This window comes from Flavobacterium sp. 140616W15, assembly GCF_003668995.1.
Classification (GTDB): Bacteria; Bacteroidota; Bacteroidia; order Flavobacteriales; family Flavobacteriaceae; genus Flavobacterium.
The window spans coordinates 2,518,704-2,544,091 of record NZ_CP033068.1 but is presented as its reverse complement, the minus strand read 5'-3'; the positions used below and the strand labels follow the sequence as shown (position 1 = coordinate 2,544,091).

Genomic DNA, 25,388 nt, shown 5'->3' with positions numbered 1-25,388 from the left:
ATAAATTTTATACAAAAATAAAAGGTATTAAGGGGGTTATAGGCTATCCCTAAATTTCTATTTCAGTTCTAAATACAACTACAGCATCTCCCTTTATTTGGATTAATGAAGGTTTGTTATTTTCAATCTTAACTTTAACATTTATTACGCCAAGTCTGTCGATTTTTTCACCTTGTCGACCATTAAATTCAAATGTATTGTCTTTAAAATCAACAATTCTATTCTGAATCAAATATCCTCCCAATGGTCCGTTTGCATTACCTGTAACAGGATCTTCATTTATACCAATTGAAGGTGCAAACATTCGTCCATAGGTTAAAATGTCTTTACTGTCTGAATCAAAAGTAAAGACAAAATAACCGTTGCAGTTAATAATAGTACTTAAATCGGCTAATGCATTGTAGTCTGGTGATAGACTGTTCAGCTTTTCTCGACTTTTAATTCCTATCATAACTTTAGAATGTCCTGTAGATGCTATCTGAATAGGGCAATTTTTATCAGTATCAGATTCTTCTAGGCCTAATGCAGTTAGCATTTTGATGATGATGTCTTTATCGAATGTTGGACTTAATTCAAAAGTTCCTTGTGTCATTACAACTTGATAATCTCCATTATTTTTGATAATTTCAAAAGGAAGAATACCAACCTTGGTTTTAAATTTTAATACACAAGAATCTAAATTATCTTCAATTGCTTTTGCATACATTGCTGCAATTGTAGCATGTCCGCAAATTGGAACTTCGGTACTTGGTGTAAAGTATCGTATTATTCCATCGCAATCATCATTATCAGGAGGGAACAGAAAGGCTGTTTCTGAGTTGTTTAATTCTCTTGCTATTTGTTGCATTTGGTAATCATTCAGTCCTTCTGCATTTACAATTACTCCTGCCGGATTTCCTTTGAACTTTTCTTTTGTGAAAGAATCAATTTGGTATGCTATTCTTTTTTTCATTGTTACTTTTTTTGACCCACAAATCGTATTACGGAACCTTTTCCGTTATGAAAAAGACCTTCGTTTAATTCTATTTCTTTCTCTGTTAATTCGATGATATCATAATCCGGAAAGTCAGCTTTTATCTCATCAATAGAAAATAGCATGTCCAGTTCTTTTGGCCCGCCAATTTTTTCGTTTTTTGAATTGTATTCGATATGTTTCTTACTAAATGCTTCAAAAATTAGTAATCCTCCTTTGCGTAAATAGCTGCTAAGTGTTTTATGGTACAATGATTTAATATTACCAGGAAAGTGCGCATAAATTAAGGCAATTGCATCAAATTGTTCAGAAGTATAATTTAATGTTTGTAATTCGCCAACTTGATAGTCAATGCTTACATCGTTTGCATTGGCAAGTCGTAAGGCTTTATTTTTTCCTTCGATACTAATATCAAATGCCGAAACTGTCCAGCCAAGTTTGGCTGCAAAAACAGCATTTCGACCTTCGCCTTCAGCAGGGAAAAGGATTGTTCCCGTGTTTAGTTTTTCTAATTGTTCTTTTAAATAGTTGTTTGGATGTTCACCATAAGCAAATTCATCTGTACTATATCGGTCATTCCATCTTTCGGTCCAAGAATCATTCATAATTTCTGTAGGGGTTATTGCTTTTATAACTACATGTAACATTCTTATTATAGGAGTTATTAGGCCATTTTTAGCTTAACGAAAATACGAATTTTAAAGGGAATTAAACTATAGTTTATATATTGTAAAGCTTGTTTTGTGAGATGTTTTTTATTTATTGTTAGTTTCTTTTATTTTAAAATAGCATTGCTCACAGGCTAATTTTATTTTAGCTATTTTCATGTTTTTTTGATTCCATCCATCATCTTTTATTCTAGCTTCCTCACATTTATTACACCAAGCAGATAAATCATCATCTTCTTCTAAATGCATTCCAATTTCTGTTTCAAATGCTTCTTCAAAACCAGTTTTATCATTTTCATTAAGATGCTGACAAATAAAAGCAGGTCTGCTAAAGCCATGCTTCTTACATTGAATTAATTTTTTCGTTTTGTTTTTATTTATTTTCTTTAGTTCTTCAACAAAATTATTATCAATTTCATCAGTTAGTAAAAAATAAATTTCAAGGTTATCTTCATTAATAATTCTATATGAACCAATCGCTTTAATAAGATCATAAGCTATAGCAGTTAATTCCCAACCAATATTTTTATCAGCATCAAAGGAAGCTTGTGTTAATCTTGAATAATTATTTTCTTTTCCAAACTGTTTTATCAATATTGTTTTAAGTTTATTGTTATGAAGTAATTCTTTATTATTCCATGCCCATAGCCAAGTTTTGCTTGAATTAGAATAACTACCAATTGGGATGTATTCAAAATTTAATTCGGTCTGTCCTTTTTTAAATGTAATTAACGATGTTTCTTCATCGTAAAACCATTCTGTAAAATCGTTTAAGTTATATTTTTCTACAAACTTTTCTTGGATTTCTTTAAATTTATTGCAAGTACTCATTGCAAAATCAGAATATTTTTTCATTAGTTTTTTTAAATCATTTATTTCTTTTGGATATTTTTTGTTCTTCTGATTTTAAAGATTTACTCATGAACAGACCAATTACAAAACCGCTGATAAGTCCTCCGATATGTGCCGCATTATCAATTCCTCCAGTAAGCCCCATTACTAGATTATATCCTATAAAGATGAGTGTTGTAACCAGAAAAATGTTATTGATTTGAGGAGGGAAAACTTTTGTCAATAACAAACTTAGGAATAATCCATAAAGTCCAAAAATTGCACCCGATGCGCCTACACTTATTGTTGCGTCATGCCACCATATACTCGCTAAGCTGGCAATAGTTCCTGTAATGAGGTAAATTGTTAGGTATTTCTCTCGTCCTAATAGGGGTTCGAGAAACAATCCGACAAATAAAAGCCCAAACATATTCGATAGCAAATGCATGAAACCACCATGAAGAAATACACTTGTAATAAGTCGCCACCATTGGCCATTGGTTGTATAAGGTTGGTAGTTTGCGCCCCAGTTTAATAAGTCCTGACCTCCAAATGATACAAAGCCTAACCCAGATAGAAACATGACTAGAAATATTGCAATATTTATGTATATTAAAATTGGTGTGACAAAATAGCCTTCTCTTGGTTTTATAAATTCCAGGAATTCTTTTAAATCTTTATTTTCTTGGGGTTTTCCGCTTTCTAGGTTCTTTAATTCTCTTTGGTTAAATTTTGGAATTAAAATCGCAATTAGAGATATAACTATTCCTCCTAATAATGTGCAGATAAACCATAGAAAGGAATTTCCATTTCTATTTTCAAATGGTTCTTTGCTAGCAATAAAAATGGTTGAATCTGTAGTATTTAATTTGGTAGAATTCTTTAAAGCTTCTTTATAACCATCACCACTTTCAGAGTTACCAACTCTTTCCAGATATACAAAATCATTTAAATCGGTTTTGTTAAATTCGGTTTCACTAAAGTTTGCAAAGGTTTGGTATTCGCTTTCTTTTCTAGACTGGCTAAGACTATTGCTAACCTGATTATGGTATCTTACTCCTAACCAATACTTACAACTAGAGGCTTTTGATGCTTCTTGTTTTTTATCAAAAACAGGAACAACAACATATAGATACATGTTAAAATTGGTATCGTTTTTACCACTAAGTTTAAATAAAGTATGAGAGGAAGCCTTAGATTTGTCTATGAACAATCTGTTTATTTTGTAATACTTTGTTTGTTCTTGTTTAGAAATTGCAGAAACATTCTCGACCTGAGTTAATTTTCCAGTTGCTGTTTTAAGATAGTTTTGAGCAATTATTGTTGGAACCGAAAAGGAAAGCCAAAGAATAAATATATAAAAGTCTGTGTAAGTCTTTCCGTTTTTTGCTTTTAGGTTTAAAATCTTTAATCTCTGGCGTAAATAAAATATGATGGGTATTGCAGGAAATATTAATGGAATTACAAAATCGACTATCATTTCTTTGACTGAAAAGAGTTGTAATTTGATTAAAAGTAGCCAGTTTAAAAAAGTATAAATAATACAAAAACTTAGCATCATAATTAAAAATGGAACAAAAATTAATTTAAGTTTCTTGGTAAGATTAGGATTCATGCCTTAGGTATATCTATTATAAGGTGCGTGTATGTTGTTTGTTTTTCTTCTAAAGTTTCGTAGCCTATTGGTAATATTAGCCACATTTTTTTTATTAAACGACTAATATATAGTTTTTTTATTATTAATTTTTAATTAGGCAGTTTAAAAATTATAGAGAAAATTTACTCAACTTAATTCGGGAATTTTTGAATCAGTTTGCTTATGGAGTGGTTGCTTTTACAGAGTTATTTGTGAAGATTTTCGTTCCTCAAAATTACAAGTTTGAGGGAATTTGGCAAGCTCCTGATCCGTTTTTTGTGGATACATCATAATACCATCCGACTTGTTTTCACAAATCGGATGGCATTGTATTATTTAATATTTTTTTAAAAGTGTTATTTCAACTTTTTTATTATCTGATTTACAGTTTCTTCTAAGCCTTTATGGTAATCTCCTTTTTTGAATTCGGGTATTGCAGTACTAGAAATGATACTCTTAATTTCATCGTAGTTAAGCTTATTACTTATTTGCTCGCTGTCCTGAATCTGAATTTGTCTTAATTCTTTACTTAGGATAACTAAAACGGCAGTATTTAGTTTTAATTGATTGGCCAGATAGGTATTTAGGCCTATTGAATATTCGGGGATAGAGGTATAAGGTTGGATAGAAGAAGTTGTTACAACTATAATTTTATGTCCCGAACTTGTTTCGTATGATTTTAGAGTATTTTTTAAAGCTTCTATTTGATTTGGCGCTAATATTTTTTCGAAATCATTTACGTAATTGTATGTCTTAGAAAAAATATTTTGTGCTTCCGAATTTGGGATGACTGTTTTATTTGTTTGTGCAAAAAAAATATTTAATGAAAATAAGGTAATTGTAATAATGAAGAATGTCTTTTTCATTTTAGTGCTGGTAGGTTAGATTTGGTGTCGCGAAAATAAGACATTATTGTAATAAAATATTCTCTAATTTCATGTAAAACAGGTATCATTTTATTGTTTTAATGTAAAGTGTTTGGATGGATTATGAAAGGAGTTAATTCTTCTTTTTTTAGTAGAAAGACATAAAAAAATCCGACTTGCTTTCACAAATCGGATTTTAAATTGAAAATTATATATAACTATAAAAATGTATTATTGTACATTTTTACGTTAGTTCTTATAAGTGAATTACTTCGCCATATGCATCTGCAACAGCTTCCATAACAGCTTCGCTCATTGTTGGGTGAGGGTGGATAGATTTTAGGATTTCATGTCCTGTAGTTTCTAGTTTACGTGCTACAACTGCTTCAGCAATCATATCAGTAACACCAGCACCAATCATGTGACATCCTAACCATTCGCCATATTTAGCATCGAAGATTACTTTTACAAAACCATCTGGAGTTCCAGCAGCTTTTGCTTTTCCTGATGCAGAGAATGGGAATTTACCAATTTTTAATTCGTATCCTTTTTCTTTAGCTTGTTTTTCTGTTAAACCTACAGAAGCAATTTCTGGAGTTGCATACGTACATCCAGGTACGTTTCCGTAATCAATTGGATCTACGTGTAAACCAGCAATTTTTTCTACACAGTTAATTCCTTCAGCAGAAGCTACGTGAGCTAATGCTTGACCTGGAGTAACATCACCAATAGCATAATATCCAGGGATATTTGTTTGGTTGTAAGCGTTTACTAAGATTTTATCTCTGTCTACAGCAATTCCTACTTCTTCAAGACCGATATTTTCGATGTTAGTTTTGATTCCAACAGCCGAAAGTACGATATCAGCCTCAAGAACTTCTTCACCTTTTGCAGTTTTAACAAATGCTTTTACACCAGCACCAGTTGTATCAATACGCTCTACAGAAGAGTTAGTCATGATTTTTATACCTGCTTTTTTCAATGAACGCTCAAATTGTTTTGAGATATCTTCGTCTTCAACAGGAACTACGTTTGGCATGAATTCTACAATAGTAACTTGTGTTCCCATTGAGTTGTAAAAGTGTGCAAATTCAACTCCAATAGCTCCTGAACCAACGATGATCATTGATTTTGGTTGTGTTGGTAATGTCATTGCCTGACGGTATCCTATTACTTTTACTCCATCTTGAGGTAAGTTTGGTAACTCACGAGAACGAGCTCCAGTTGCAATAATGATATGGTCAGCACTATATTCTGTAACTTTATTATCTTTATCTGTAACGTCAAGTTTTTTTCCTGGTTTTAATTTTCCAAAACCATCGATAACGTCGATTTTATTTTTCTTCATCAAGAATTGAACACCTTTGCTCATTCCTTCAGCAACACCACGACTACGTTGTACAACCGCTGGGAAATCTTTATCGAATTCAGAAACAGTCAATCCGTAATCGGAAGCGTGTTTTAGATAATCAAAAACCTGTGCTGATTTTAGCAATGCTTTTGTTGGTATACAACCCCAGTTTAAGCATACACCACCTAAGTTTTCTTTTTCAACTACAGCTACTTTAAAGCCTAATTGTGATGCTCTAATGGCAGTTACATATCCGCCTGGACCACTTCCTAAAACAATAACGTCGTATTTCATTTTTTTAAGTATTTATTTTATTTTTAAAATTGAAAGCTGTAAAAACGCATTTCATTTTCTATTTTTCAACAATGAATAGAGATTGCGAATTTAAGGATTTATTTTAAAAAAAGGTTTAATTTTTATTTCAAGGTCGATTTACATTGACTATTTCACAGAGATTAAAATAAAAGAGATATAATTTGCTAAAATTAAGCGAATAATCAACTTTTTTTGAGAAAACAGCAGTAAATCTACGGCTCAAATAACAAGGAGCTTTCTTAATTTGCAACCACAAATTGTGAGTCGTATAAATTTTTATAATACCCATTGGCACGATTAATCAATTCCTGATGTGTTCCTTGTTCTACAATAAGACCTTTATCCATAACCACAATTTTGTCTGCATTAACAATTGTTGCCAGTCGATGTGCAATAACAATCGAAGTTCTGCCTTTGGTAATAGTTTCGGTAGCACGCTGAATCATTTCTTCTGAGTAGGTATCTATAGATGAAGTTGCTTCATCCAAAATTAAAATACTAGGATTACTTACATAGGAGCGCAAGAATGCAATAAGCTGACGTTGACCTGAAGACAGCATAACTCCACGTTCTTTCACATCAAAATCATAATTATCAGGCAAACTCATAATAAAATCATGAACACCAATTACTTTAGCAGCTTCCAGAACCTGAGCTTTTGTTATTTCGGGATTATTAAGCGTAATATTATTGTAAATTGTATCGGCAAATAAAAATACATCTTGTAGAACTACAGCAATTTGTTTGCGTAACGAAGCCAAAGTGTAATTCTCAATATTATGTCCGTCGATACAAATAGTACCGCTATTTATTTCATAAAAACGATTCAATAAGTTTATTATAGTGGATTTACCTGCTCCTGTTGAGCCTACAATTGCTACTGTTTGACCAGCCTCGACTGATAAATCAATTCCTTTAATAACTTCTTCTTCTGGGATATAACCAAAACGAACCTCTTTAAATTCGATAGTTCCATTAAAAATAGGTGCTTCGATAGTTCCTGTATCCTGAATATGATCCTGAGTGTCAATAATATCAAAAACACGATTGGCAGCTATCATTCCTAATTGCATCTCATTAAATTTATCTGCAATCTGTCGTAATGGGTTAAACAGCATTCCGATAAACATGGTGTAAGAGAATAAATCTCCAAATGTGGTAAAATTATCGCCGTTAAGAATTTTAAAACCTCCAAAAACAACAATACAACCTAATGTAAGCGAAGAAATAATGTCGGCAATAGGGAAGAAGATAGAGTTGTATAAAATGGTTTTTATCCATGCTTTTTTATGTTTTCCGTTTATTTCTTTGAAACTTTCATATTCGGTATTTTCACGATTAAAAAGCTGAACAATTTTCATACCCGTAACACGCTCTTGTACAAAGGAGTTCATGTTTGCAATTTGGGCACGAACTTCCTCAAAAGCGACTTGCATTTTGCGCTGAAAAATTCGAGTAATATAAACAAGAATAGGCATTGCAATAACAACAATCCACGTCAGTTTCCAATTCATGTAGAACATAAAAATCAAGACTACAAGCATTTTCATCAAGTCACTAATAATCATGAATAAACCTTGGCTGAAAATTCGGGCAATCGACTCAATATCTGAAACAGAACGAGTAACCAATTGTCCTACGGGAACTAGGTCGAAGTATTTCATCCTGAAGCTTAAGATATGCTTGAATAACTTCGTACGAATATCTTTTACAATATCCTGCCCGAGCCAGTTTGCCCAGTATACGAAATAAAACTGTGAGAACACTTCTAGTAAAAGTACAATTCCCATTAAAGTTATATAAAAAAGTAATCCTAATTGATCTTGTGTTTTTATATACCCATCTACAGTTTCTTTAAGTAAATAGGGGCGAAGGGCAGCAAAAATAGAAAGCGAAACAGCGAAGATAATCACTCCATTGTAACGCCATTTATAAGGCTTTGTATAAGTAAGAATTCGTTTGAATAAACCGGTATCAAATGCTTTTGCTTTCATTTTATTTAGGAGCTGTTTCCTGCTTTTCATTGCAATCTTTATTGTTTTTAAAGGAAAAACAATAAAGGATTTACATTTCAATCAGGGCTATTAGGAAATATAATCGTACTCAACCTTAGTTAAGTACAATCCGTGAGCCGGAACCGAAAAACCTGCTTTGTCTCGGCTTTTACTGGCGATAATATTTTCAAAATCGACCAGTGTAATTTTGTGCAAACCTATATTTATTAACGTACCTACAATGGCACGTACCATATTACGTAAAAAACGATTAGCCGAGATTGTAAAAATCAGCTTATTATTTTCAGTTTTCCAATACGCTTCAAAAATACTACAATCAAATGTATTTACATCTGTATTGACCTTTGAAAAGCATTGGAAATCGGTGTGATTTAACAAAATTTTAGCAGCTTCGTTCATTAGGGATACATCTAAATATTGATGAAAATACCAACTTAGCTCTTCAAGAAATGGGTCTTTTACAATATTGATATGATATTCATAGGTGCGTTTAGTTGCATCAAAACGACAATGTGCTTCGTTCTCAACCAAAATAATATCATAAATAGCAATGTCTTTTGGTAAATAGGAGTTGAGTTTGTGTATTAAATTTGGTACTTCAATAGGAGAATCGTAATCAAAATGGGCATACATTTCTTTAGCATGAACACCAGTATCAGTACGTCCAGCACCCATTAAATTAATAGGTGTATTTAATAAAATCGAAAATGCTTTGTTAAGGGTTTCTTGAACAGAGGATGCATTAGGTTGGTATTGCCAACCGTGATAATGTGTGCCGTTGTATGCAAATTGTATAAAATATCTCAAGGTAAAAGTACAAAGGTTTTGAGGCGTAAAGGTACAAAGGTTTTTTCTTTTTTAGGTTCAAAGTTTTTTTGAAGGTTCTGAGTTCCGATAGCTATCGGAACAAAGGTGCAAAGGTTCAAAGGATTTTTTACATAGCGTTATTCGTAGAGACGCACTGCGGTGCGTCTCTATATAAAAAAAACCTTAGAATCTTAGTCCTTCAGAACCTTAGTAGCTTTAAGAAAACCTTTGTACCTTTGTATCTCTCAACCTTTGAATCTCCTTAAAAAATTGAAAAAAATCCTTTTACTTTCCGATACTCATAGTCATATTGACGATACTATTTTAAAATATGTGGCACAAGCTGATGAAGTGTGGCATGCAGGTGATATTGGTGATTTGTTGGTTACTGATGCTATAAAAGAACTAAAACCACTACGTTGTGTTTATGGCAATATAGATGATGCTAAGGCGCGTTTAGAATTCCCTTTGAATAACCGATTTATGTGTGAAGGAGTTTCGGTTTGGATTACACACATTGGCGGGTATCCAGGGAAATATAGCCCAGCAATTAAGGAAGAAATGGCATCCAATCCGCCTAAATTATTTATATGTGGACATTCACACATTCTTAAAGTTATGTTCGATAAAAAGAACAATTTACTACATATGAATCCTGGTGCCGCAGGAAAAAGTGGCTTTCATCAAGTGCGCACGATGCTTCGTTTTGTAATTGAAGGTGATAAAATAAAGGATTTGGAAATTATCGAAATCGAAAAGCGTAATTAATTTACGGCTGACGCATTATAGGAACTTCAATTTTAATAGAGGTACCCATATCAATTATTGATTTAACAGTAATTTCCCCTTTTAGGTTTTTTATTCTTGCTCTAATCTGATTTAAGCCAAAACCTTCGATGATATGAAACTTATTGGTTTTGTAACCTTTACCATTATCATTTACGTTAATAATCAAATTGGAGTTGTTCTCTACCAATGAAATACTAGCAATGTTAGCTTCACTATGCTTAATAATGTTATTTAAAAGTTCTGAAATAATAAAATAGATTCTCATTTCAAATTTTTCATGATAGCGAGTTTTGGAAGGAATTGTACATTGATATTCGAACATTATTGTCGAGTTGGAGTTTTTTTCGCATAAATCTTCCAACGCATAAAACAATCCAAATCGGACCAATAAGGTAGGTAAAAGCTCATGAGATAAATCACGGACTTTGTCATGAGCTTCTTCGAGAATAAACTTTGTTTTTAGGATTTCTTCAGAGACAGGTTCGTTTTGAGTTGAAAAAACGTTTAAATGCATTCCTGCGGAGGATAATAATGCACTAATATTATCATGCAAGAACAAAGCAATCTTTTTACGTTCGCTTTCTTGTCCATCAATACTGGCGTTTATTATGTTTTGCTGTATTTTACCTTGTATGTCTTTTAATCTGTTTTTTTGTTTTAGTTTGGTATTTTGGTAGAAGAAATAAAATAAGATGATACTAATAACAAATAGTGAAATCATAATACTGACTACTTTTTTGTTTCTTGATTGTTCTAATAACAATGATTGCTGATTGGATTTGTATTGATTTCCAATTTTATCAATATCTCTTTTGTATTCGTCAACTTCTAGATTAAGTCCTGCAACATCTACCTTTCGTAATTTGTCTTCATTGTTTAATTCTTCATTTAGGACATGGTACAAGGCGAGGTTTTTATATGCATCTTTATCGTTTCCAATTTTTGATAAAAACTTGGAGTATTCTAGATATGTAAAGGATAAATCTGATTTTTCATTTCCCTGATGGCCGTATTCTATTGCTTTTTTGAAAAATAAATCAGCTTTTTGATTTTTATTAGCATGATTGTAATACATACCATTAAGCATATTTAAAACGACAAGAGTAGATTGATCACCATGCCTTGAGTGGTATTTGTTTATATAGTTTAAATAGGGGTAGCCATCGTTATAGCCACCAATATCAAAATATGCCCAAGCGATATTTAATTTTGTAAATGCAATTTGTACCGAGTCTTTTATCTTAGTGCTATAGTAAAGTGATTTTTTGTAATATGAAATTCCTTTTTCGTACTCTTTCTTGTTAAAACAGTAAATGTTACCTAAGTTATTATAGAGCCAGTTTTTAAGTTCTCCGTTAGTAGTTTTTTCTGCATAGATTAAACCTTTGTTATAATAAAATAAGGCTTTGTCGGGTTCGGTTAGCTCGTCAAAATTAGCAGCTATTGTGTTGTACGATTTTGCAATAAGATTTGCGTCTTTGGCGGTTAGCGCATAGTTTAATGTGATTCTGGACAGTGTTAGTGATTTTTCATGATGACCTTCACGCATCAATTTTACCGCATCGTCAGAAAGTTTGAGTATCTCTTTTTTGGAAATAGGTTTAGTTTGAGAGTAAAATTTATTACTCAAACAAAGTAGCAAGATAACGAGTAATAAAATAATTCGGTTTTTATGCATTTAATACAATGATTATTATATATAAATTTTAAAGATTATCTCCCAAATTTAATAATTAATTCATAGCGTTATTGATATCTAACAGATGTTCAAAAATGCCATGTATGAATTTGGGAATACAATAGTAAGTAATTTAATGTTTGATAATTTATATATAAGTAAGTTTTTTATGGATAAATTATGATTGATTCATTATCGGAACTTCAATTTTAATTGCGGTTCCTATATCAATTTTGGATATAACTTCGATTTTGCCTTTCAAATTTTTTATTCTTGCTCTAATCTGATTTAGACCAAAACCTTCGGCAATGTTAAATTCATTGGTCTTATAGCCTTTTCCGTTATCGGTTACATTAATAATAAGATTTGAATTGTTTTCTACCAATGAAACATTGGCAATGGTCGCTTCACTGTGTTTTATGATATTGTTTAAAAGTTCTGAAATTATAAAATAGATTCTTATTTCGAATTTTTCATGATAGCGTGTTTTAGGCGGAATAGTACAAGAATATTTGAAAAGGAGAGTCGAGTTTGAGTTTTTTTCACACAAATCTTCCAGCGCATAAAACAAACCAAAACGAACTAGCAATGTTGGTAAGAGTTCATGAGACAAATCTCGTACTTTATCATGAGCTTCTTCTAGAATAAATTTTGTTTTAAGAATTTCTTCAGATACAGGTTCATTTTGTGTCGAAAATACGTTTAGATGCATTCCTGCCGAAGACAATAATGCACTAATGTTATCATGCAAAAACAAGGCTATTTTTTTACGTTCGCTTTCCTGACCGTCGATACTTGCATTAATGATGTTTTGTTGTATTTTACTTTGTACATCTTTAAGCCTGTTTTTCTGTTTAAGTTTGGTGTTTTGGTAGAAAAAATAAAACAAGATGATGATAACAAAGAACAGTGCAACTATAATGCTAAAAATCTTTTTGTTGCGGGACTGTTCCCGCATTAAAGATTGTTGCTTCGTTTTATATTGAGATTCTATTTTATCAACTTCTCTTTTATATTCATCTAATTCAAGATTAACACCTACAAGTTTTGGCTTTTTTAATTCTATAGATTCCGTAAGTTCTTTTTCCAGAGTATTAAGTCGGATTATGTTCTGGTAAGCTTTTTTGTAATCATGTTTTCTGAATAAGAAGTCTGCATATTTTTCATGTGTTTTGGCTAAATCAAATTTTTCATAGCTTTCATTTCCTAGAGAAATTGCTTTCTTAAAAAAGGCATCAGCTTTTATAGTGTCATTTTTATGGTCGCTATATAAAGCATTTAACATATTGAGAGCAACCTTTGTAGATTCATCTCCATATTGTTTAAATTCATTTACAAAATTTAAATAATCTAAACCTTTATCAAAATTTTTAATCTCAAAATAAGCCCAGGTAATATTTAATTTTTTAAGGTATATTCTTGCTTTATCGGGGGATTTCTGGCTATATTCCAGTGATTTTTCGTAATGATTGATTCCTTTTTGATATTCTTTTTTATAAAAAAAATAGGTGTTCCCCAGATTGTTATGAATTTTGGCTTTTAATAAACTGTTGTCGATTTTATCACCATAATATAGTGCTTTTTGATAAAATATTAAAGCTTTGTCGAGCATGATCAAATCATCAAAATTTAATCCTATTGTATTGTAACTGTATGCGATAAGGTAATTGTCATTGATTTCGATTGCTTGTTTTAATGCAATTCGGGATTGTTTTAACGATTTCTCATAATCGTTAATTTTCCAGTTTTCGACAGCTTCCTTTATTAATTTTTCAATTTCGTTTTTTTGAAGCGATTTTTTTTGAGGATAAGAATTGGTGCTAAAACATATTAGTACTATAAAAAGAAAGGAGAATAATCGAGTTTTGTGCATCTAATACAATTGTTATTTTTAGATAAAAATTCTTAAAATTTTGTTCCAAATTTAATAATTAAATCTCTTTCTGTTTGAAAAAAAAAAGTTATTATTGTGTAAGTAATGTTCCTAATTGTTCTTGTTTTTATGGGTTAATTAATTTGTATTTTATTAATTATTAAACAAGTAAAGTGTGAGTGTCTTGAGAATTATTATGATGTTTGTTTAAGTATAAACACGTCATTAGATAATTTTTAAAAGGCTTTAGAATTCAGGAAATTACGACAAAATAATCAAAGGCTATCCTGGTTAAGTGAAGTTAAAAGCTAAGACAAAGACAAGTAAAAAGATGTAATTCATTAAACGATAATGACAGAATCCAAAGTGTCTTAAAATGATTTGGGAAATAACTAATTTAAATAAAATAACAAATGTCAAAACAATTTTTAGAAGAAGAAATTTACAATTTAGCTGGAGAAGATCTTAACAGTAATCTTGGAGGTGAAGTACCTGAAGATGATGAGCAACTGGGAGAAGAAAAAGAAGAGAAAATTGTTGATATTGATAAAGGAGGAAAAGGAGAAGGTTATTCAGCCTTTTAAAATGAATCTATCTAATTAACTTAAATAAAAAGGCATAAATTAATTTAGTGAAGAATAAAAAAAAGTGCTTCAGGAAACTGAAGCACTTTTTTATGTTTATGATTTTATCAAATTATTTTTAATTGCATATTTTACCAGACCAATAGTATTTTTGGTCTTTAGTTTTTTCATGATATTTTTGCGATGTGTTTCTACAGTATTGGTACTAATAAAAAGTAATTCACTAATTTCTTTCCCACTATATTCAAGTGAAATTAATGTGATTATTTCTAATTCTCGTGAACTCAAAATGGAATTTTCTTCTCTAGTTCGTTCATTAAGTTTAGGATTTCCTTTTGTAAATGTGGTAAATATTTTCTCTCTTACGGAGTCACAAAAATATTCTTCGCCTTTGTTTACAGCTTCAATTGCTTCGATGATGTTTTCACCTGCACATTTTTTGGTTAGGTAGCCACTGGCTCCAAGATTCATTACTTCTTTGATGATTTTTAAATCGTCGTAGCTAGAAAGTATTATTACTTTACAAGGGAACCCTTTTTCTGAGAACTCCTTAAGAACCTCTATTCCATCTTTTTGAGGCATGCTTATATCTAAAACTAAGATGCTAGTATTATTTGTGGTGACATCATTGTAAATATTCATTCCGTTTAAAGATGATCCTACAACTTCAAAGTCAGAAACAGTATGCAATAAATTAGTAAGCCCGTCGATAAGTACTTGATGATCGTCGGCTAGGTGTACTCGTATTTTGTTTTTCATAAAAATGATGACTATATAATTTCAAATTTAGGTAAAAATAAAAGAATGCGAGTGTTCATAAGGGTTTATTTTATTAGTAATTGTATTAATAAGGATACTGTTTTCCACAAAAAAACCCGAATTGTAAAATTCGGGTTTTCTTCGCACAAAATAAATTAAATTTATAGGTTTACCTCAATCGATCCACAGATTTTACAAGATCCTCGTCCTTCTTGATGGCCTTATTAGCTAATACTAATAATACGATAGCAACTATAGGTAGAAACATCCCAATACCTTTCTCCGAAACAGCAGGTGTTTCTCCAGATAAGTTTAGTGAGTGATATACAAATAATCCTAATAAAATTAAATTTAATATGATATTCAGTCTGCCCATGACAAACTGGTTTTGTCTTTTTTTGTATGAAATGATACTTACTATAGTAAGCATAGTGCTTAAACCTAGCAAAATAACATAAAGTTGATTTTGCATAAAATAATATGGTTTAGCATCAGCAGTGATCCATAAAGGAACAAAAAACATTAAAATGCCTGTCACTGCAAATGTTAAAATTAAATATATAGTCTGAACTCTTTGTATCATTATATCTGGTAATTGTTTTACAAAAATATATTTTCTTTTTTTAAAATACTATTGTATGATAAAATTTTATTCGTATTATTGCATCATAATACCGTAAGCACTTCATACTGCGGTTGATTCAACTAAAAAAATAAAGATACTACCTATTCTTTTACAGTATTTCTGAAAATTAATTAAATTCATAGAACATTCATGTTTGATATTTCTGCATTAAAAGAAATGAAGCTTTCCGAGCTTCAAGAAATAGCTAAATTAGCTAAAACCATAAAAGTTAACGGTGTAAAAAAGGAGACATTGATAGGTCTTATTTTATCACATCAAGAAGAAACTGTCAAGCCAGCAGTAGAACAAAAAGTTAATGATGTTGAAGATGATAAGCCTAAAAGAGCTCGAATCGTTCCTGTAAAAAAAGCAGCTATACAAAAGAATACAGTTCAAAAGAATATAGTTTTTGAAGAAGAAAAAGAAAATAAAACAAGCGAAATTCTTGATACACCAATAATTCCAGCAGTTCCAGTAGTAGAAGCAGAAACTATTCAATCTGATGAATCTCCTGAAAAAAGTGCTCCTGAAAAAAGCCATCAAAAATTATAAAATTCAATAAATCGGCCTATGAAAAAAAGGTCGCTTTACAAAAAGAAAAAGAAGCAGTAAAAGAAAATGCTTTAGCAACTGAAACTCCAAGTGAAACTTCAGTTGAAACTCCAGAAAATTCAACATCGGAAAAAGTCGAAGCGCCAGTTCAGACAAAAAGATAAATCCGAACCAGAATAAACAAAATCAAAACCCGAACCAAAATCAAAACCCGAACCAAAATCAAAACCCGAATCAGAATCAAAATCAAAACGGGAATAACGGGAATCAGAATCCAAATTTTAAAAATAAAAAGAATAATTTCAGAGACTCTGATTTTGAGTTTGATGGAATTATCGAAAGTGAAGGAGTTTTGGAAATGATGCCAGATGGATATGGTTTCTTACGCTCTTCAGATTATAATTATTTAGCTTCTCCAGATGATATTTATTTATCAACTTCACAAATCAGATTGTTTGGTCTTAAAACAGGTGATACAGTAAAAGGAGTAGTGCGACCTCCTAAAGAAGGAGAAAAGTTTTTTCCATTAGTTCGTGTTTTAAAAATAAACGGACATGATCCACAAGTAGTTCGTGATCGTGTTTCTTTCGAACATTTAACACCAGTTTTTCCTTCTGAAAAATTTAAATTAGCCGAAAAACAAAGTACAATTTCAACTCGTATTATTGATTTGTTCTCTCCAATAGGAAAAGGACAGCGTGGTATGATTGTAGCACAGCCAAAAACTGGTAAAACAATGTTACTAAAAGACATTGCAAATGCTATTGCAGCAAATCACCCAGAAGTATATTTAATTGTTCTTCTTATAGATGAGCGCCCAGAAGAGGTTACTGATATGCAACGTAGTGTGCGTGGAGAAGTAATTGCTTCTACTTTTGATAGAGAGCCTCAAGAACATGTTAAAATAGCAAATATAGTACTAGAAAAAGCAAAACGTTTGGTTGAATGCGGGCATGATGTGGTGATTTTATTAGACTCAATTACGCGTTTGGCAAGAGCTTATAATACAGTTCAACCAGCTTCAGGTAAAGTATTAAGTGGTGGTGTTGATGCAAATGCATTGCAAAAACCAAAAAGATTCTTTGGAGCAGCTCGTAATGTAGAAAACGGTGGTTCATTAAGTATCATTGCTACTGCATTAACAGAAACAGGATCAAAAATGGACGAAGTTATTTTTGAAGAATTCAAAGGAACAGGTAACATGGAATTACAGTTGGATCGTAAGATTGCTAACAAACGTATTTTCCCTGCAATTGACTTAACTTCTTCAAGTACGCGTCGTGATGACATGTTATTAGATGAAAAGACATTACAAAGAATGTGGATCATGAGAAAATACCTTTCAGATATGAATCCTGTTGAAGCAATGGACTTTATCAATGATCGTTTTAAGAAAACTAAAAATAATGAAGAGTTTTTAATCTCTATGAATGACTAAAAAAGGAACTAAGGTTCTGAGATGTTAAGACACTAAGATATATAACAAAAAGGTTGTTTGAAAAGTAATTTTTCAGACAGCCTTTTTTGCTTTTTTAGATTGCTATACATGTCACCCCAATGGGGTTTGTAAAACGGTTTTGTGAATTTTTATAAATATTTGCATCCCTCTGGGATTTAAAAGGAATAAATTAGGGGATCTGATTATTGACCTTTTTTTAATTTACTTAAAGTATTTTCTATAAGTTCCATTCTGGTTTTTATCTTTTCTGCAGCTGCATCAAGCGTATAACCTTCGTCTAAAAGCTCTTTTATAAGTAACATTTTTTTGATGTTCTCATAGTTATATCTCCTGTTTTTTCCTTCTTCTTCGGTTAAGCTGCTAATAATGGCTTTGTCTTCCCAATAGCGAATTTGTCTTGTTGGGATTCCTGTAATTTGTGAGACTTCACCAATTCCAACGATCAACTTATCCAAAAAATTAAAGTCAAATGACAAGGCTTTATTTGTATCTGATTTCCCCATTTTGTAATTTATTTACAATTAATGTTGCAAATATAGAATATTAGCTGTTAGTTTGCAATTGTAAGTTATTTACAATTATTGATAATTAAATACAATTTATGACATGAAAAAATTATTATTAATTACAGTTACTATGATTATGATCAGTTCAAAACCTATGGCACAGGATAGTATTCCTGGACAAAAAGATTATTTAAACGAATTTCAGAAACAAGTAGTTATTCCCTCTGGATATCATTTTTATTCTGTCAAAAAAGTGGTTGCTGATAATGAATCGGCATTGTTGTTTCGTTATCAGAAAGATAGGAATGAAAATAAGAATGGAGAGCATTTTTCTTTTATCATATCTGAAAATGAAAAACAGATTTTAGGGTTTACTTATATGGATAAGAAGTTCTCTAATTCAAAAATGATATCGAAGGCTGAAGCAAAAAAGATTGCTGAAACGTTTTTGAGACAATTAGATAATTCTTTAGCTAAGGAACTTAAGAATCTTTGGATTGAGCAACATGATGAGCAGATTATTGCGAATGATAAAGAGGCGATAATTAGCGGAATAAAATATAAATGCTACCGTGCTGCTACGAACGACTATTGTTGGGTTATTGTAGGTTTTGATGGGGCGATTGTTACTTTTGAACGCAACATCAAGTGGGATAACACCGCTGGAAAGCGGATTACAGAAAAGTGGTTACACGATAGTTGGGTAATTGAAAAAGACAAAATTGATGTCAGTTCCGAGCAGGAAGTTTTAAAAACACTTCTTGAAACTACTTTTTTAAATGGAGCGCTAAACGATTTAAATACTGAACAAATGTCTAATGGGTTTCATCCTGATTTTGCAATCCTTATAGCTGATAATACTAACTTAAAAAGACTAGAATTACCAGTTTGGATTAAAATAGTTGAGGAGTATAAAAATGATGTTAAAAAAGTAAAGTCGGGTGATAGAAATCTAGAGTATAAATTTGATTTGATAGATGTTACTGGAAATGCCGCAGTTGTAAAGACTCAGCTTTTTAGAAAAGGAGAGCATGTAATAACGGATTATATCTCACTTTTAAAGTTTGAGAATGGTTGGCAAGCAGTTGCAAAAGTTTCTAATGAACATATACGAAATCCTTTAAAAATGTAAATGATGAAAATAATAATTCTGATACTACTAATAATAAATACAAATTTGATGAATAGCCAGACAAAAGAAAAATCTGCATTGGTTTTAATTGAAACTCAAAATGAATGGATGCATCCAGAAGGGAAATTGAGAAAAAACCTGGTCAAAGATGATAAGATGATGTTGAGTTCTATTGCTAATATTGAAAAAGCACTTCAATATGCGAGAGAAAATGATTTTAGCGTGATTCACGTTGGATTGCGTTTTGAAAAGGGGTATCCAGAGCTTGCAAATGGGAAAAGTGGTTTACGCAAGGCAATTCCAATAGCTGGAACTTTTCCGATAGATGAATTTGGATCACAATTTTATGAAACTGTAAAACCCATTGAAAAAGAGTTTATTGCTACTGGTAGAGTAGGAGCAAGTGGATTTGCAGGTTCAAACCTGGATGCCTATTTAAGAAATAATAAAATTGAGAATTTATATTTAGTTGGCTATGCTACTCACGTTTGTGTAGAAAGTACAATGAGGGAAGCTCACGATATTGGTTACAATACTTATATTATTTCAGATGCTTCCTCTGCGTTCAATAAAGAACAGCAAAATTATTTCCTTAAAGAAATTGTACACCATTTTGCTGATCAGCTTACAACTGAAGAATTTGTGAAGAAATAGATGTTTCTCCAATTAATATTCTAAAAAGATTATAACAAAAAAAGGATGAGTATTTACTCATCCTTTTTTTTGTTAAGCTCATTAAGTCTTTGAATATCAAAAGAAACTTACTTCTTGTCAACTACAGGTCTGTTACTTCTATTTGCCAAATCCCAAGCTATTACAAATGCCAATTGGGTTCTTTTTGTTAAAGCATCGTATTCGATTTTTTCAGGCTTATCTCCCTTTTTATGATAATCTTCATGAACGCCATTAAAAAAGAATACTGATGGAATACCAAGCTTAGCAAAATTATAATGATCTGAACGCTCATAAAAATGATTTGGATCTTTTGGATCATTAAATTTAAAATCTAAATCGATTTTAGTATATTTTTCGTTTTGAGCTACTACGATATTATGTAAATCGCTAGATAATCTATCAGCACCAATTACATATACATAATTATTGGTATTTGCATGTTCTACATCGCGACGTCCAATCATATCGATATTAATATCGGCTATTGTGTTTGCAATAGGGAACAATGGATTTTCTGAGTAAAAACGGGAACCATGTAGGCCGTGTTCTTCTCCAGTTACATGCAAGAAAAGAATAGAACGTTTTGGTCCATGTCCTTCTTTCTTTGCTTTTGCAAATGCCTGAGCCATTTCTAACAAGGCAACAGTTCCTGATCCATCATCATCGGCACCATTATAGACTTCGCCATTTTTTACTCCTACGTGGTCGTAATGAGCCGAAATAACTAGTACTTCATCTGGTTTTTCAGTACCTTCAATATACGCCCATATGTTTTCTGAATCTGGTAGATTCTGATTTCTTTTGGCATTTAAGTAAGATGCTGGAACGTGTTGGTAGTAATCGGTTGCGCTTTTAGGGAAAGGGACTTTATCTTTTTTGTATTGATCAATAAGATAAACACCTGCTTTTTTTTGTCCTTTTGAGCCAGTTTCTCTTCCTTCCATTTCATCTGATGCTACGATATAAAGATGCTTTTTTAATTCGGCAGCTGTTATGGTATTCATGTATTTGGTTGGATCCGAATTGTCTTTAGCAGTTACACTTTGGGTGTTTTTGCATGAAAATGCTGAAGCAATTAACAATAAAATTATAATTTTTTTCATTTCTTGTTTAGTGTAAATTGATGAATGTGTAAAAAGCGAATACAATTAGTAAAAATAATATAAAAAATGAATTTACGAAGAGCAATGTTATACTTTTAATAAATGATACTATTCTCGATTCTCCATAAAAACGATGGTGAGCTGGGAAAAAATAATAAAACATCCATACCATTCCAATAAATGTGAAATAATTAATTATGGTAGAAATAAGAGGATAGTTTATTAGATCACCTATTTTTCCAATTGAGAACAGAATTAAAAATGTTAGCAATAGAAATGAAAAATAATGAAGGGTAAATATACCGTGATCAAAATAATACCAACGTTTTTTATTATGAAAGATCCATAAGAAGAAAGCGAAAAAAGGCATGATAATAAATAAAACTTTAGGTAAATTGTGTATAAATGACTCTATAAATTTCTCGATTACTTCCCGACCTGTATTTTTATCTTTTATAACTTGAACTTTTCTGTTTAGCCAATAACTAAAGTCAGAAAGTTTTTTTGATTTAGGGCCATATTTTTGAATTGAATCTAGTTCATTAACAGATTTATATCCAAATTTTATTAAGCTTCTTTCTTGTGATTTGGGATTATTTAAAGCATCCTGAATAGCTTTTTTGTCTTCATTAGATATTGATTTAGAATCTAATAAGGCTTTTACATCTTTGTTCTCTTTTAGCGAATTGGTAATGGTTGTAGTTTGTTTTTCTATGTTTTCTGTTTTAAGAGACTCATTTTTATCTTCATCTACATGAATAGGAAACATTGCAATTAAAAGAAAAGTAATAAAACTGATGAAAATATATAATCGAACTGGTGCTAAATAAGACAAGCGTTTTCCCGAAAGATATTCTTTGGTAAGAGCTGACGGTTTAAATAAAAGATTTATAATTGTACGCCAAAAAGCATTCTCATAATGCGTTAGATCTTCGAAAAAATGGATAAATAAATGGTGGAATGTTTTTCGAGTATCTGTATTTTCTTGCCCACAATTGGGACAAAATTTTTGTTCAACAACGTGTCTGCAATTCAGGCATGTTTTGTCTTTTCTTAAAGCGCTTTTTGACATAAAAAATTTGGTTTGGTATTTTTTGGTTTGAGATAGTTATAATTATTTTTTCAAGACTTCATTTAAGAAAAGTTTTAAATGTTCAAATGAACGTTTTGTGGCTTTTTCATTGTATGCAGCTCCTTTTGAATTATCATTTCCTGCTTCGGGATTGGTAAACGAGTGTACAGCATTTGCATAATAAATCATTTGCCAATCGGCTCTGGTATCACGCATTTCTTGTTGAAAAGAGTTAATTTCTTCTTTTGATTCATATGGGTCATCCGCACCGTGACATACTAAAACTTTTGCAGTAATAGGTTGCGCTGGTCGCTTAATATTTTTCCCTAAGCCACCATGAAAGGAAACAACTCCTTGTACATTAAGATGACCTCTTGCAGCTTCAAGAGCACCTGTTCCTCCAAAACAATACCCAATTATAACAGTGTTATTAACATTGGCTCCTGATTTTACTAATTGTTGTAAAGCTAGATTAATTCTGTTTTGGTAAATACTAAAATTACTCTTATAATATCCAGATAGCTTACCTGCTTCAGTATTATCATTTGGATAGTTCCCTTGTCCGTATATATCTGCAATAAAAACATGATATCCCAGATTGGCTAAATTTTCAGCAATTTCTTTAGATGCATTATCAATACCTTTCCAAGCAGGAAGGATTAATATTCCAGGATTTTCATTGCTTTTTGTTGTAGGGTTAATGGCAAGCCCGTTTAAAACCTGACTTCCATCAGTATACTTTACTGGTTTTAATTGTGCGCTCATAGTGTTGCAAAAAAGTATAATAGTAAATAAGAGAAGGGGCAATTTTTTCATAGTTTCATAAATTTAAACAAATATTAGAAATTTTATGTTACAAAAAAATTTCAAAATGTATTTCTTCTAAGTTTTTTGCATGCTGATTATTAGGATAAAAATTATTTACCAGGGTGATAGGTTTTTTCTGCATTTTTAATGACATCTTCTTTATAAAACAAGACTTCTTTAAATGCTCCTTTTTGATACATTTCGGCTTGGTCTGCAAAATGTTTCGAGCTTAGATCACCACTGTTTCCTCCTGCTAATAATGATTTTGCCTTTATTTTTGAACCAAATTCTACAGCGCAAACAAAACTATTACCATTGTATCCGTAACGTTTTTTAGAATCATTTTGGTAACTGCTTTTAAAAGAAGGCAAACTTCCCCACGAACCTGGACCAAAAGCAATTGGTAAACTTGGTTTTGAATCGTCATATTTTAAATCGATGTCACCGTTAGAACGTTGAAAGCGGTTAATTTCGCCCCAAGCTACTTTCCATGTTCCCCATTTTGATTTCAGATCTTTTAAGACAGATTGCAATTGTGGTATTAGTTGAGCAGCGGTTGCATTTTTTGTGAAATTTTTAGTGTTTTCAACCTGATCCAATTCGCCTTCATCGATATATGCTTTTAAGATTATTGGATCTAATTTATACGCCCATTCAACAGCTAATGTTGTTGCTACAGAATTTTCTTTGGCATAATAATCCCAGTTTTTTAGTATAGCAATTGATTCAGCTAAATCAGCATATTCAGGATCTGAAGGTTTTATGTTTTTTTCAAATACAGTAATTAAGCTTGGAATTAAAATTTCAAAAATGGATAATTTAGTGTCATATCCATCAGCAATTACTTTGTCTAAGGTATAATTATCTCCTTTACTAAATATGCGGACAGCATTTATTCCTCTGAAATTTTCCCCATCCGGTGCCATATACGGTAGGTAGTTTTCTTTTTTTGGACTGTTTTCTCCTGCTACTGAATAAGGAGTAGAATTGCAATTCTGTAACCACCCATTTACCGGATTATATACATGTACTGTTTCATTTACGTCATGAAGGCCTTTCCATTGTGTTGACGAAACGGAACCATCAACGACTTTTGCCCAATTGAGGTTTTTGTCTCTTATAGGGATAAAATTTCCGTGCCAATAGGCGATGTTTCCTTTGTTATCTGCATAAACAGTATTATTAGAAGTATTGGCTTTTAAATCCATCGCTTTTTTATACTCCTCAAAATTGGTTGATTTTGTTCTCACCCAGCTCTGAATTAGACTTGTCATCGATCGATTATTCGATTTTAAACTAATCCATTTCCCATCACGTTTGGCCATAATTGGTCCGTTATTGGTAAAGTAAGTTTTGAATTTTTTAGGAATTAATTTTCCATTTTCAGTATAGTGTATTGTAATTTCTTTTTCGATAACAGGCAGTAGATTTTTATCAAATTCATAAAATAGTTTATTGTTTTTAGTAATGATTTTTTCGGCATACATATCAGCAACATCTACATTTGATGATGTGTGCATCCAACCACAATTGTCATTAAAACCTTGGTAAACAAAAAACTGTCCCCAAGTTACTGCTCCGTATGCATTTAGTCCTTCTTCACTTGTTACCTGTACTTCAGGTCTAAAGTAAAAAGTGGTATGGGGATTAATGTATAAAATAGCATTTCCATCAGCTGTTTTTGATGGTGAAAAGGCAAAACCATTTGAACCAGTTTGGACATTTTTTTCTCTTTCTACATAAGCTACTTTGTCATTGTTTCCAGAATAGAATGCTTTTAATTCGCCTGTTGTAAGATCAGCAGTGCTTATGGCTCCAATGCTTCCATCTGTCCAAAGCAAAGGAAACCATGGTTCAAAATGAGTTAAAAGAGCTGGTTTTACTTCTGGATGTTTGTATAAATAAAAATTGATTGCATCAGCATAGCTATTTAAAAGTTTTTTGAGCCAGACAGGTGCTTTTTTATAATCTGATTTTGCTTCTTGTGTATCAATTAAAAGGCGTATTTCTAGATCATTGTATAAAACAGATTGTCCTTTTATTTCTGAAAGGCGCCCTAGTTTCTCAATATAATTCATTTCAATTCGCTTAAAATCATCTTCGCATTGTGCATATAGTAATCCAAACACAGCATCGGCATCAGTTTTCCCATAAACATGTGGAATTCCCCAATTATCTCTAATTATAGTGACTTGCTGTGCTAATTTCTCAAGACGATTAATCTCTTTTGTGTTTATTTTCTGCGCAGAAATTTGAAAACTTATGCAAGAAAGAACAAAGCTTAGTTTTATTATTTGAAGGTAATTGAACAT

The 25,388-nt window shown here is 31.5% G+C and carries 21 protein-coding genes and 1 pseudogene; 5 read left to right on the top strand and 17 right to left on the bottom strand.

The features are described from left to right. Positions 1 to 49: 49 nt before the first annotated feature. The 8 genes from EAG11_RS10800 to truA form a co-directional block, all read right to left on the bottom strand. On the bottom strand, positions 50 to 952 hold the full coding sequence (locus EAG11_RS10800) for a PhzF family isomerase (protein WP_129539181.1): 903 nt from the start codon (positions 950 to 952) through the stop codon (positions 50 to 52). A gap of 2 nt (positions 953 to 954) precedes the next feature. After that, positions 955 to 1,578 carry a bifunctional 2-polyprenyl-6-hydroxyphenol methylase/3-demethylubiquinol 3-O-methyltransferase UbiG gene (locus EAG11_RS10795; RefSeq protein ID WP_129541085.1) on the bottom strand — a complete coding sequence of 208 codons (624 nt, stop codon included), beginning with the start codon at positions 1,576 to 1,578 and terminating at the stop codon, positions 955 to 957. A gap of 150 nt (positions 1,579 to 1,728) precedes the next feature. Next, positions 1,729 to 2,496, bottom strand: a complete 768-nt coding sequence (locus tag EAG11_RS10790; RefSeq protein WP_129539180.1) for a DUF6882 domain-containing protein — start codon at positions 2,494 to 2,496, stop codon at positions 1,729 to 1,731. A gap of 13 nt (positions 2,497 to 2,509) precedes the next feature. Then, positions 2,510 to 3,952 (bottom strand): rhomboid family intramembrane serine protease, encoded by a 1,443-nt coding sequence (locus EAG11_RS10785; protein ID WP_164998696.1) that lies wholly within the window; start codon positions 3,950 to 3,952, stop codon positions 2,510 to 2,512. A gap of 512 nt (positions 3,953 to 4,464) precedes the next feature. Then, positions 4,465 to 4,974 carry a YgcG family protein gene (locus EAG11_RS10780; protein ID WP_129539178.1) on the bottom strand — a complete coding sequence of 170 codons (510 nt, stop codon included), beginning with the start codon at positions 4,972 to 4,974 and terminating at the stop codon, positions 4,465 to 4,467. 256 nt (positions 4,975 to 5,230) lie between these two features. After that, positions 5,231 to 6,619, bottom strand: a complete 1,389-nt coding sequence (gene lpdA / locus EAG11_RS10775; protein WP_129539177.1) for a dihydrolipoyl dehydrogenase — start codon at positions 6,617 to 6,619, stop codon at positions 5,231 to 5,233. 260 nt (positions 6,620 to 6,879) lie between these two features. Continuing rightward, positions 6,880 to 8,634 carry an ABC transporter ATP-binding protein gene (locus EAG11_RS10770; RefSeq protein WP_129539176.1) on the bottom strand — a complete coding sequence of 585 codons (1,755 nt, stop codon included), beginning with the start codon at positions 8,632 to 8,634 and terminating at the stop codon, positions 6,880 to 6,882. A 90-nt stretch (positions 8,635 to 8,724) separates the two neighbouring features. Beyond that, entirely contained in the window at positions 8,725 to 9,462 is a 738-nt protein-coding gene (truA, locus tag EAG11_RS10765) for a tRNA pseudouridine(38-40) synthase TruA (RefSeq protein WP_129539175.1), read from the bottom strand. Positions 9,463 to 9,732: 270 nt separating this feature from the next. On the opposite strand from truA, the gene EAG11_RS10760 reads away from it, so the two are divergent. Continuing rightward, positions 9,733 to 10,230, top strand: a complete 498-nt coding sequence (locus EAG11_RS10760; protein ID WP_129539174.1) for a metallophosphoesterase — start codon at positions 9,733 to 9,735, stop codon at positions 10,228 to 10,230. Position 10,231: 1 nt separating this feature from the next. Here EAG11_RS10760 and EAG11_RS10755 read toward each other — a convergent pair whose 3' ends face one another. Next, entirely contained in the window at positions 10,232 to 11,881 is a 1,650-nt protein-coding gene (locus tag EAG11_RS10755; RefSeq protein ID WP_230727739.1) for an ATP-binding protein, read from the bottom strand. 226 nt (positions 11,882 to 12,107) lie between these two features. After that, positions 12,108 to 13,802 (bottom strand): tetratricopeptide repeat-containing sensor histidine kinase, encoded by a 1,695-nt coding sequence (locus tag EAG11_RS10750; RefSeq protein ID WP_129539172.1) that lies wholly within the window; start codon positions 13,800 to 13,802, stop codon positions 12,108 to 12,110. Positions 13,803 to 14,215: 413 nt separating this feature from the next. Here EAG11_RS10750 and EAG11_RS21715 point away from each other — a divergent pair, with 413 nt between their 5' ends. Beyond that, positions 14,216 to 14,386 carry a hypothetical protein gene (locus EAG11_RS21715; RefSeq protein WP_164998695.1) on the top strand — a complete coding sequence of 57 codons (171 nt, stop codon included), beginning with the start codon at positions 14,216 to 14,218 and terminating at the stop codon, positions 14,384 to 14,386. Between the two features lie 96 nt (positions 14,387 to 14,482). On the opposite strand, the gene EAG11_RS10745 is transcribed toward EAG11_RS21715, so the two are convergent. Next, positions 14,483 to 15,145, bottom strand: a complete 663-nt coding sequence (locus tag EAG11_RS10745; RefSeq protein ID WP_129539171.1) for a response regulator transcription factor — start codon at positions 15,143 to 15,145, stop codon at positions 14,483 to 14,485. Between the two features lie 169 nt (positions 15,146 to 15,314). Next, the gene (locus EAG11_RS10740; protein ID WP_129539170.1) at positions 15,315 to 15,728 is read right to left on the bottom strand and encodes a DUF4293 domain-containing protein; all 414 of its coding nucleotides are present in this window, start codon (positions 15,726 to 15,728) and stop codon (positions 15,315 to 15,317) included. Between the two features lie 192 nt (positions 15,729 to 15,920). Here EAG11_RS10740 and rho point away from each other — a divergent pair. Next, positions 15,921 to 17,760: pseudogene (gene rho / locus EAG11_RS10735) on the top strand (transcription termination factor Rho). Between the two features lie 203 nt (positions 17,761 to 17,963). Here rho and EAG11_RS10730 read toward each other — a convergent pair. After that, positions 17,964 to 18,284 carry a MerR family transcriptional regulator gene (locus tag EAG11_RS10730; protein ID WP_129539169.1) on the bottom strand — a complete coding sequence of 107 codons (321 nt, stop codon included), beginning with the start codon at positions 18,282 to 18,284 and terminating at the stop codon, positions 17,964 to 17,966. 103 nt (positions 18,285 to 18,387) lie between these two features. Between EAG11_RS10730 and EAG11_RS10725 the strand changes: the two genes are divergently transcribed. Both EAG11_RS10725 and EAG11_RS10720 read left to right on the top strand, forming a co-directional pair. Further along, positions 18,388 to 19,419 (top strand): nuclear transport factor 2 family protein, encoded by a 1,032-nt coding sequence (locus EAG11_RS10725; protein WP_129539168.1) that lies wholly within the window; start codon positions 18,388 to 18,390, stop codon positions 19,417 to 19,419. Next, positions 19,420 to 20,073, top strand: coding sequence for a cysteine hydrolase (locus tag EAG11_RS10720; RefSeq protein WP_129539167.1), 654 nt, complete (start codon positions 19,420 to 19,422; stop codon positions 20,071 to 20,073). A 107-nt stretch (positions 20,074 to 20,180) separates the two neighbouring features. Here EAG11_RS10720 and EAG11_RS10715 read toward each other — a convergent pair whose 3' ends face one another. From EAG11_RS10715 to EAG11_RS10700, 4 genes are all read right to left on the bottom strand, one after another. Further along, on the bottom strand, positions 20,181 to 21,197 hold the full coding sequence (locus EAG11_RS10715; RefSeq protein ID WP_129539166.1) for a M28 family peptidase: 1,017 nt from the start codon (positions 21,195 to 21,197) through the stop codon (positions 20,181 to 20,183). 7 nt (positions 21,198 to 21,204) lie between these two features. Then, the gene (locus EAG11_RS10710) at positions 21,205 to 22,269 is read right to left on the bottom strand and encodes a DUF3667 domain-containing protein (RefSeq protein ID WP_129539165.1); all 1,065 of its coding nucleotides are present in this window, start codon (positions 22,267 to 22,269) and stop codon (positions 21,205 to 21,207) included. 42 nt (positions 22,270 to 22,311) lie between these two features. Continuing rightward, the gene (locus EAG11_RS10705) at positions 22,312 to 23,085 is read right to left on the bottom strand and encodes a dienelactone hydrolase family protein (protein WP_129539164.1); all 774 of its coding nucleotides are present in this window, start codon (positions 23,083 to 23,085) and stop codon (positions 22,312 to 22,314) included. A gap of 101 nt (positions 23,086 to 23,186) precedes the next feature. Next, positions 23,187 to 25,388: a penicillin acylase family protein gene (locus tag EAG11_RS10700; protein ID WP_129539163.1), complete on the bottom strand. Its 2,202-nt coding sequence runs from the start codon at positions 25,386 to 25,388 to the stop codon at positions 23,187 to 23,189.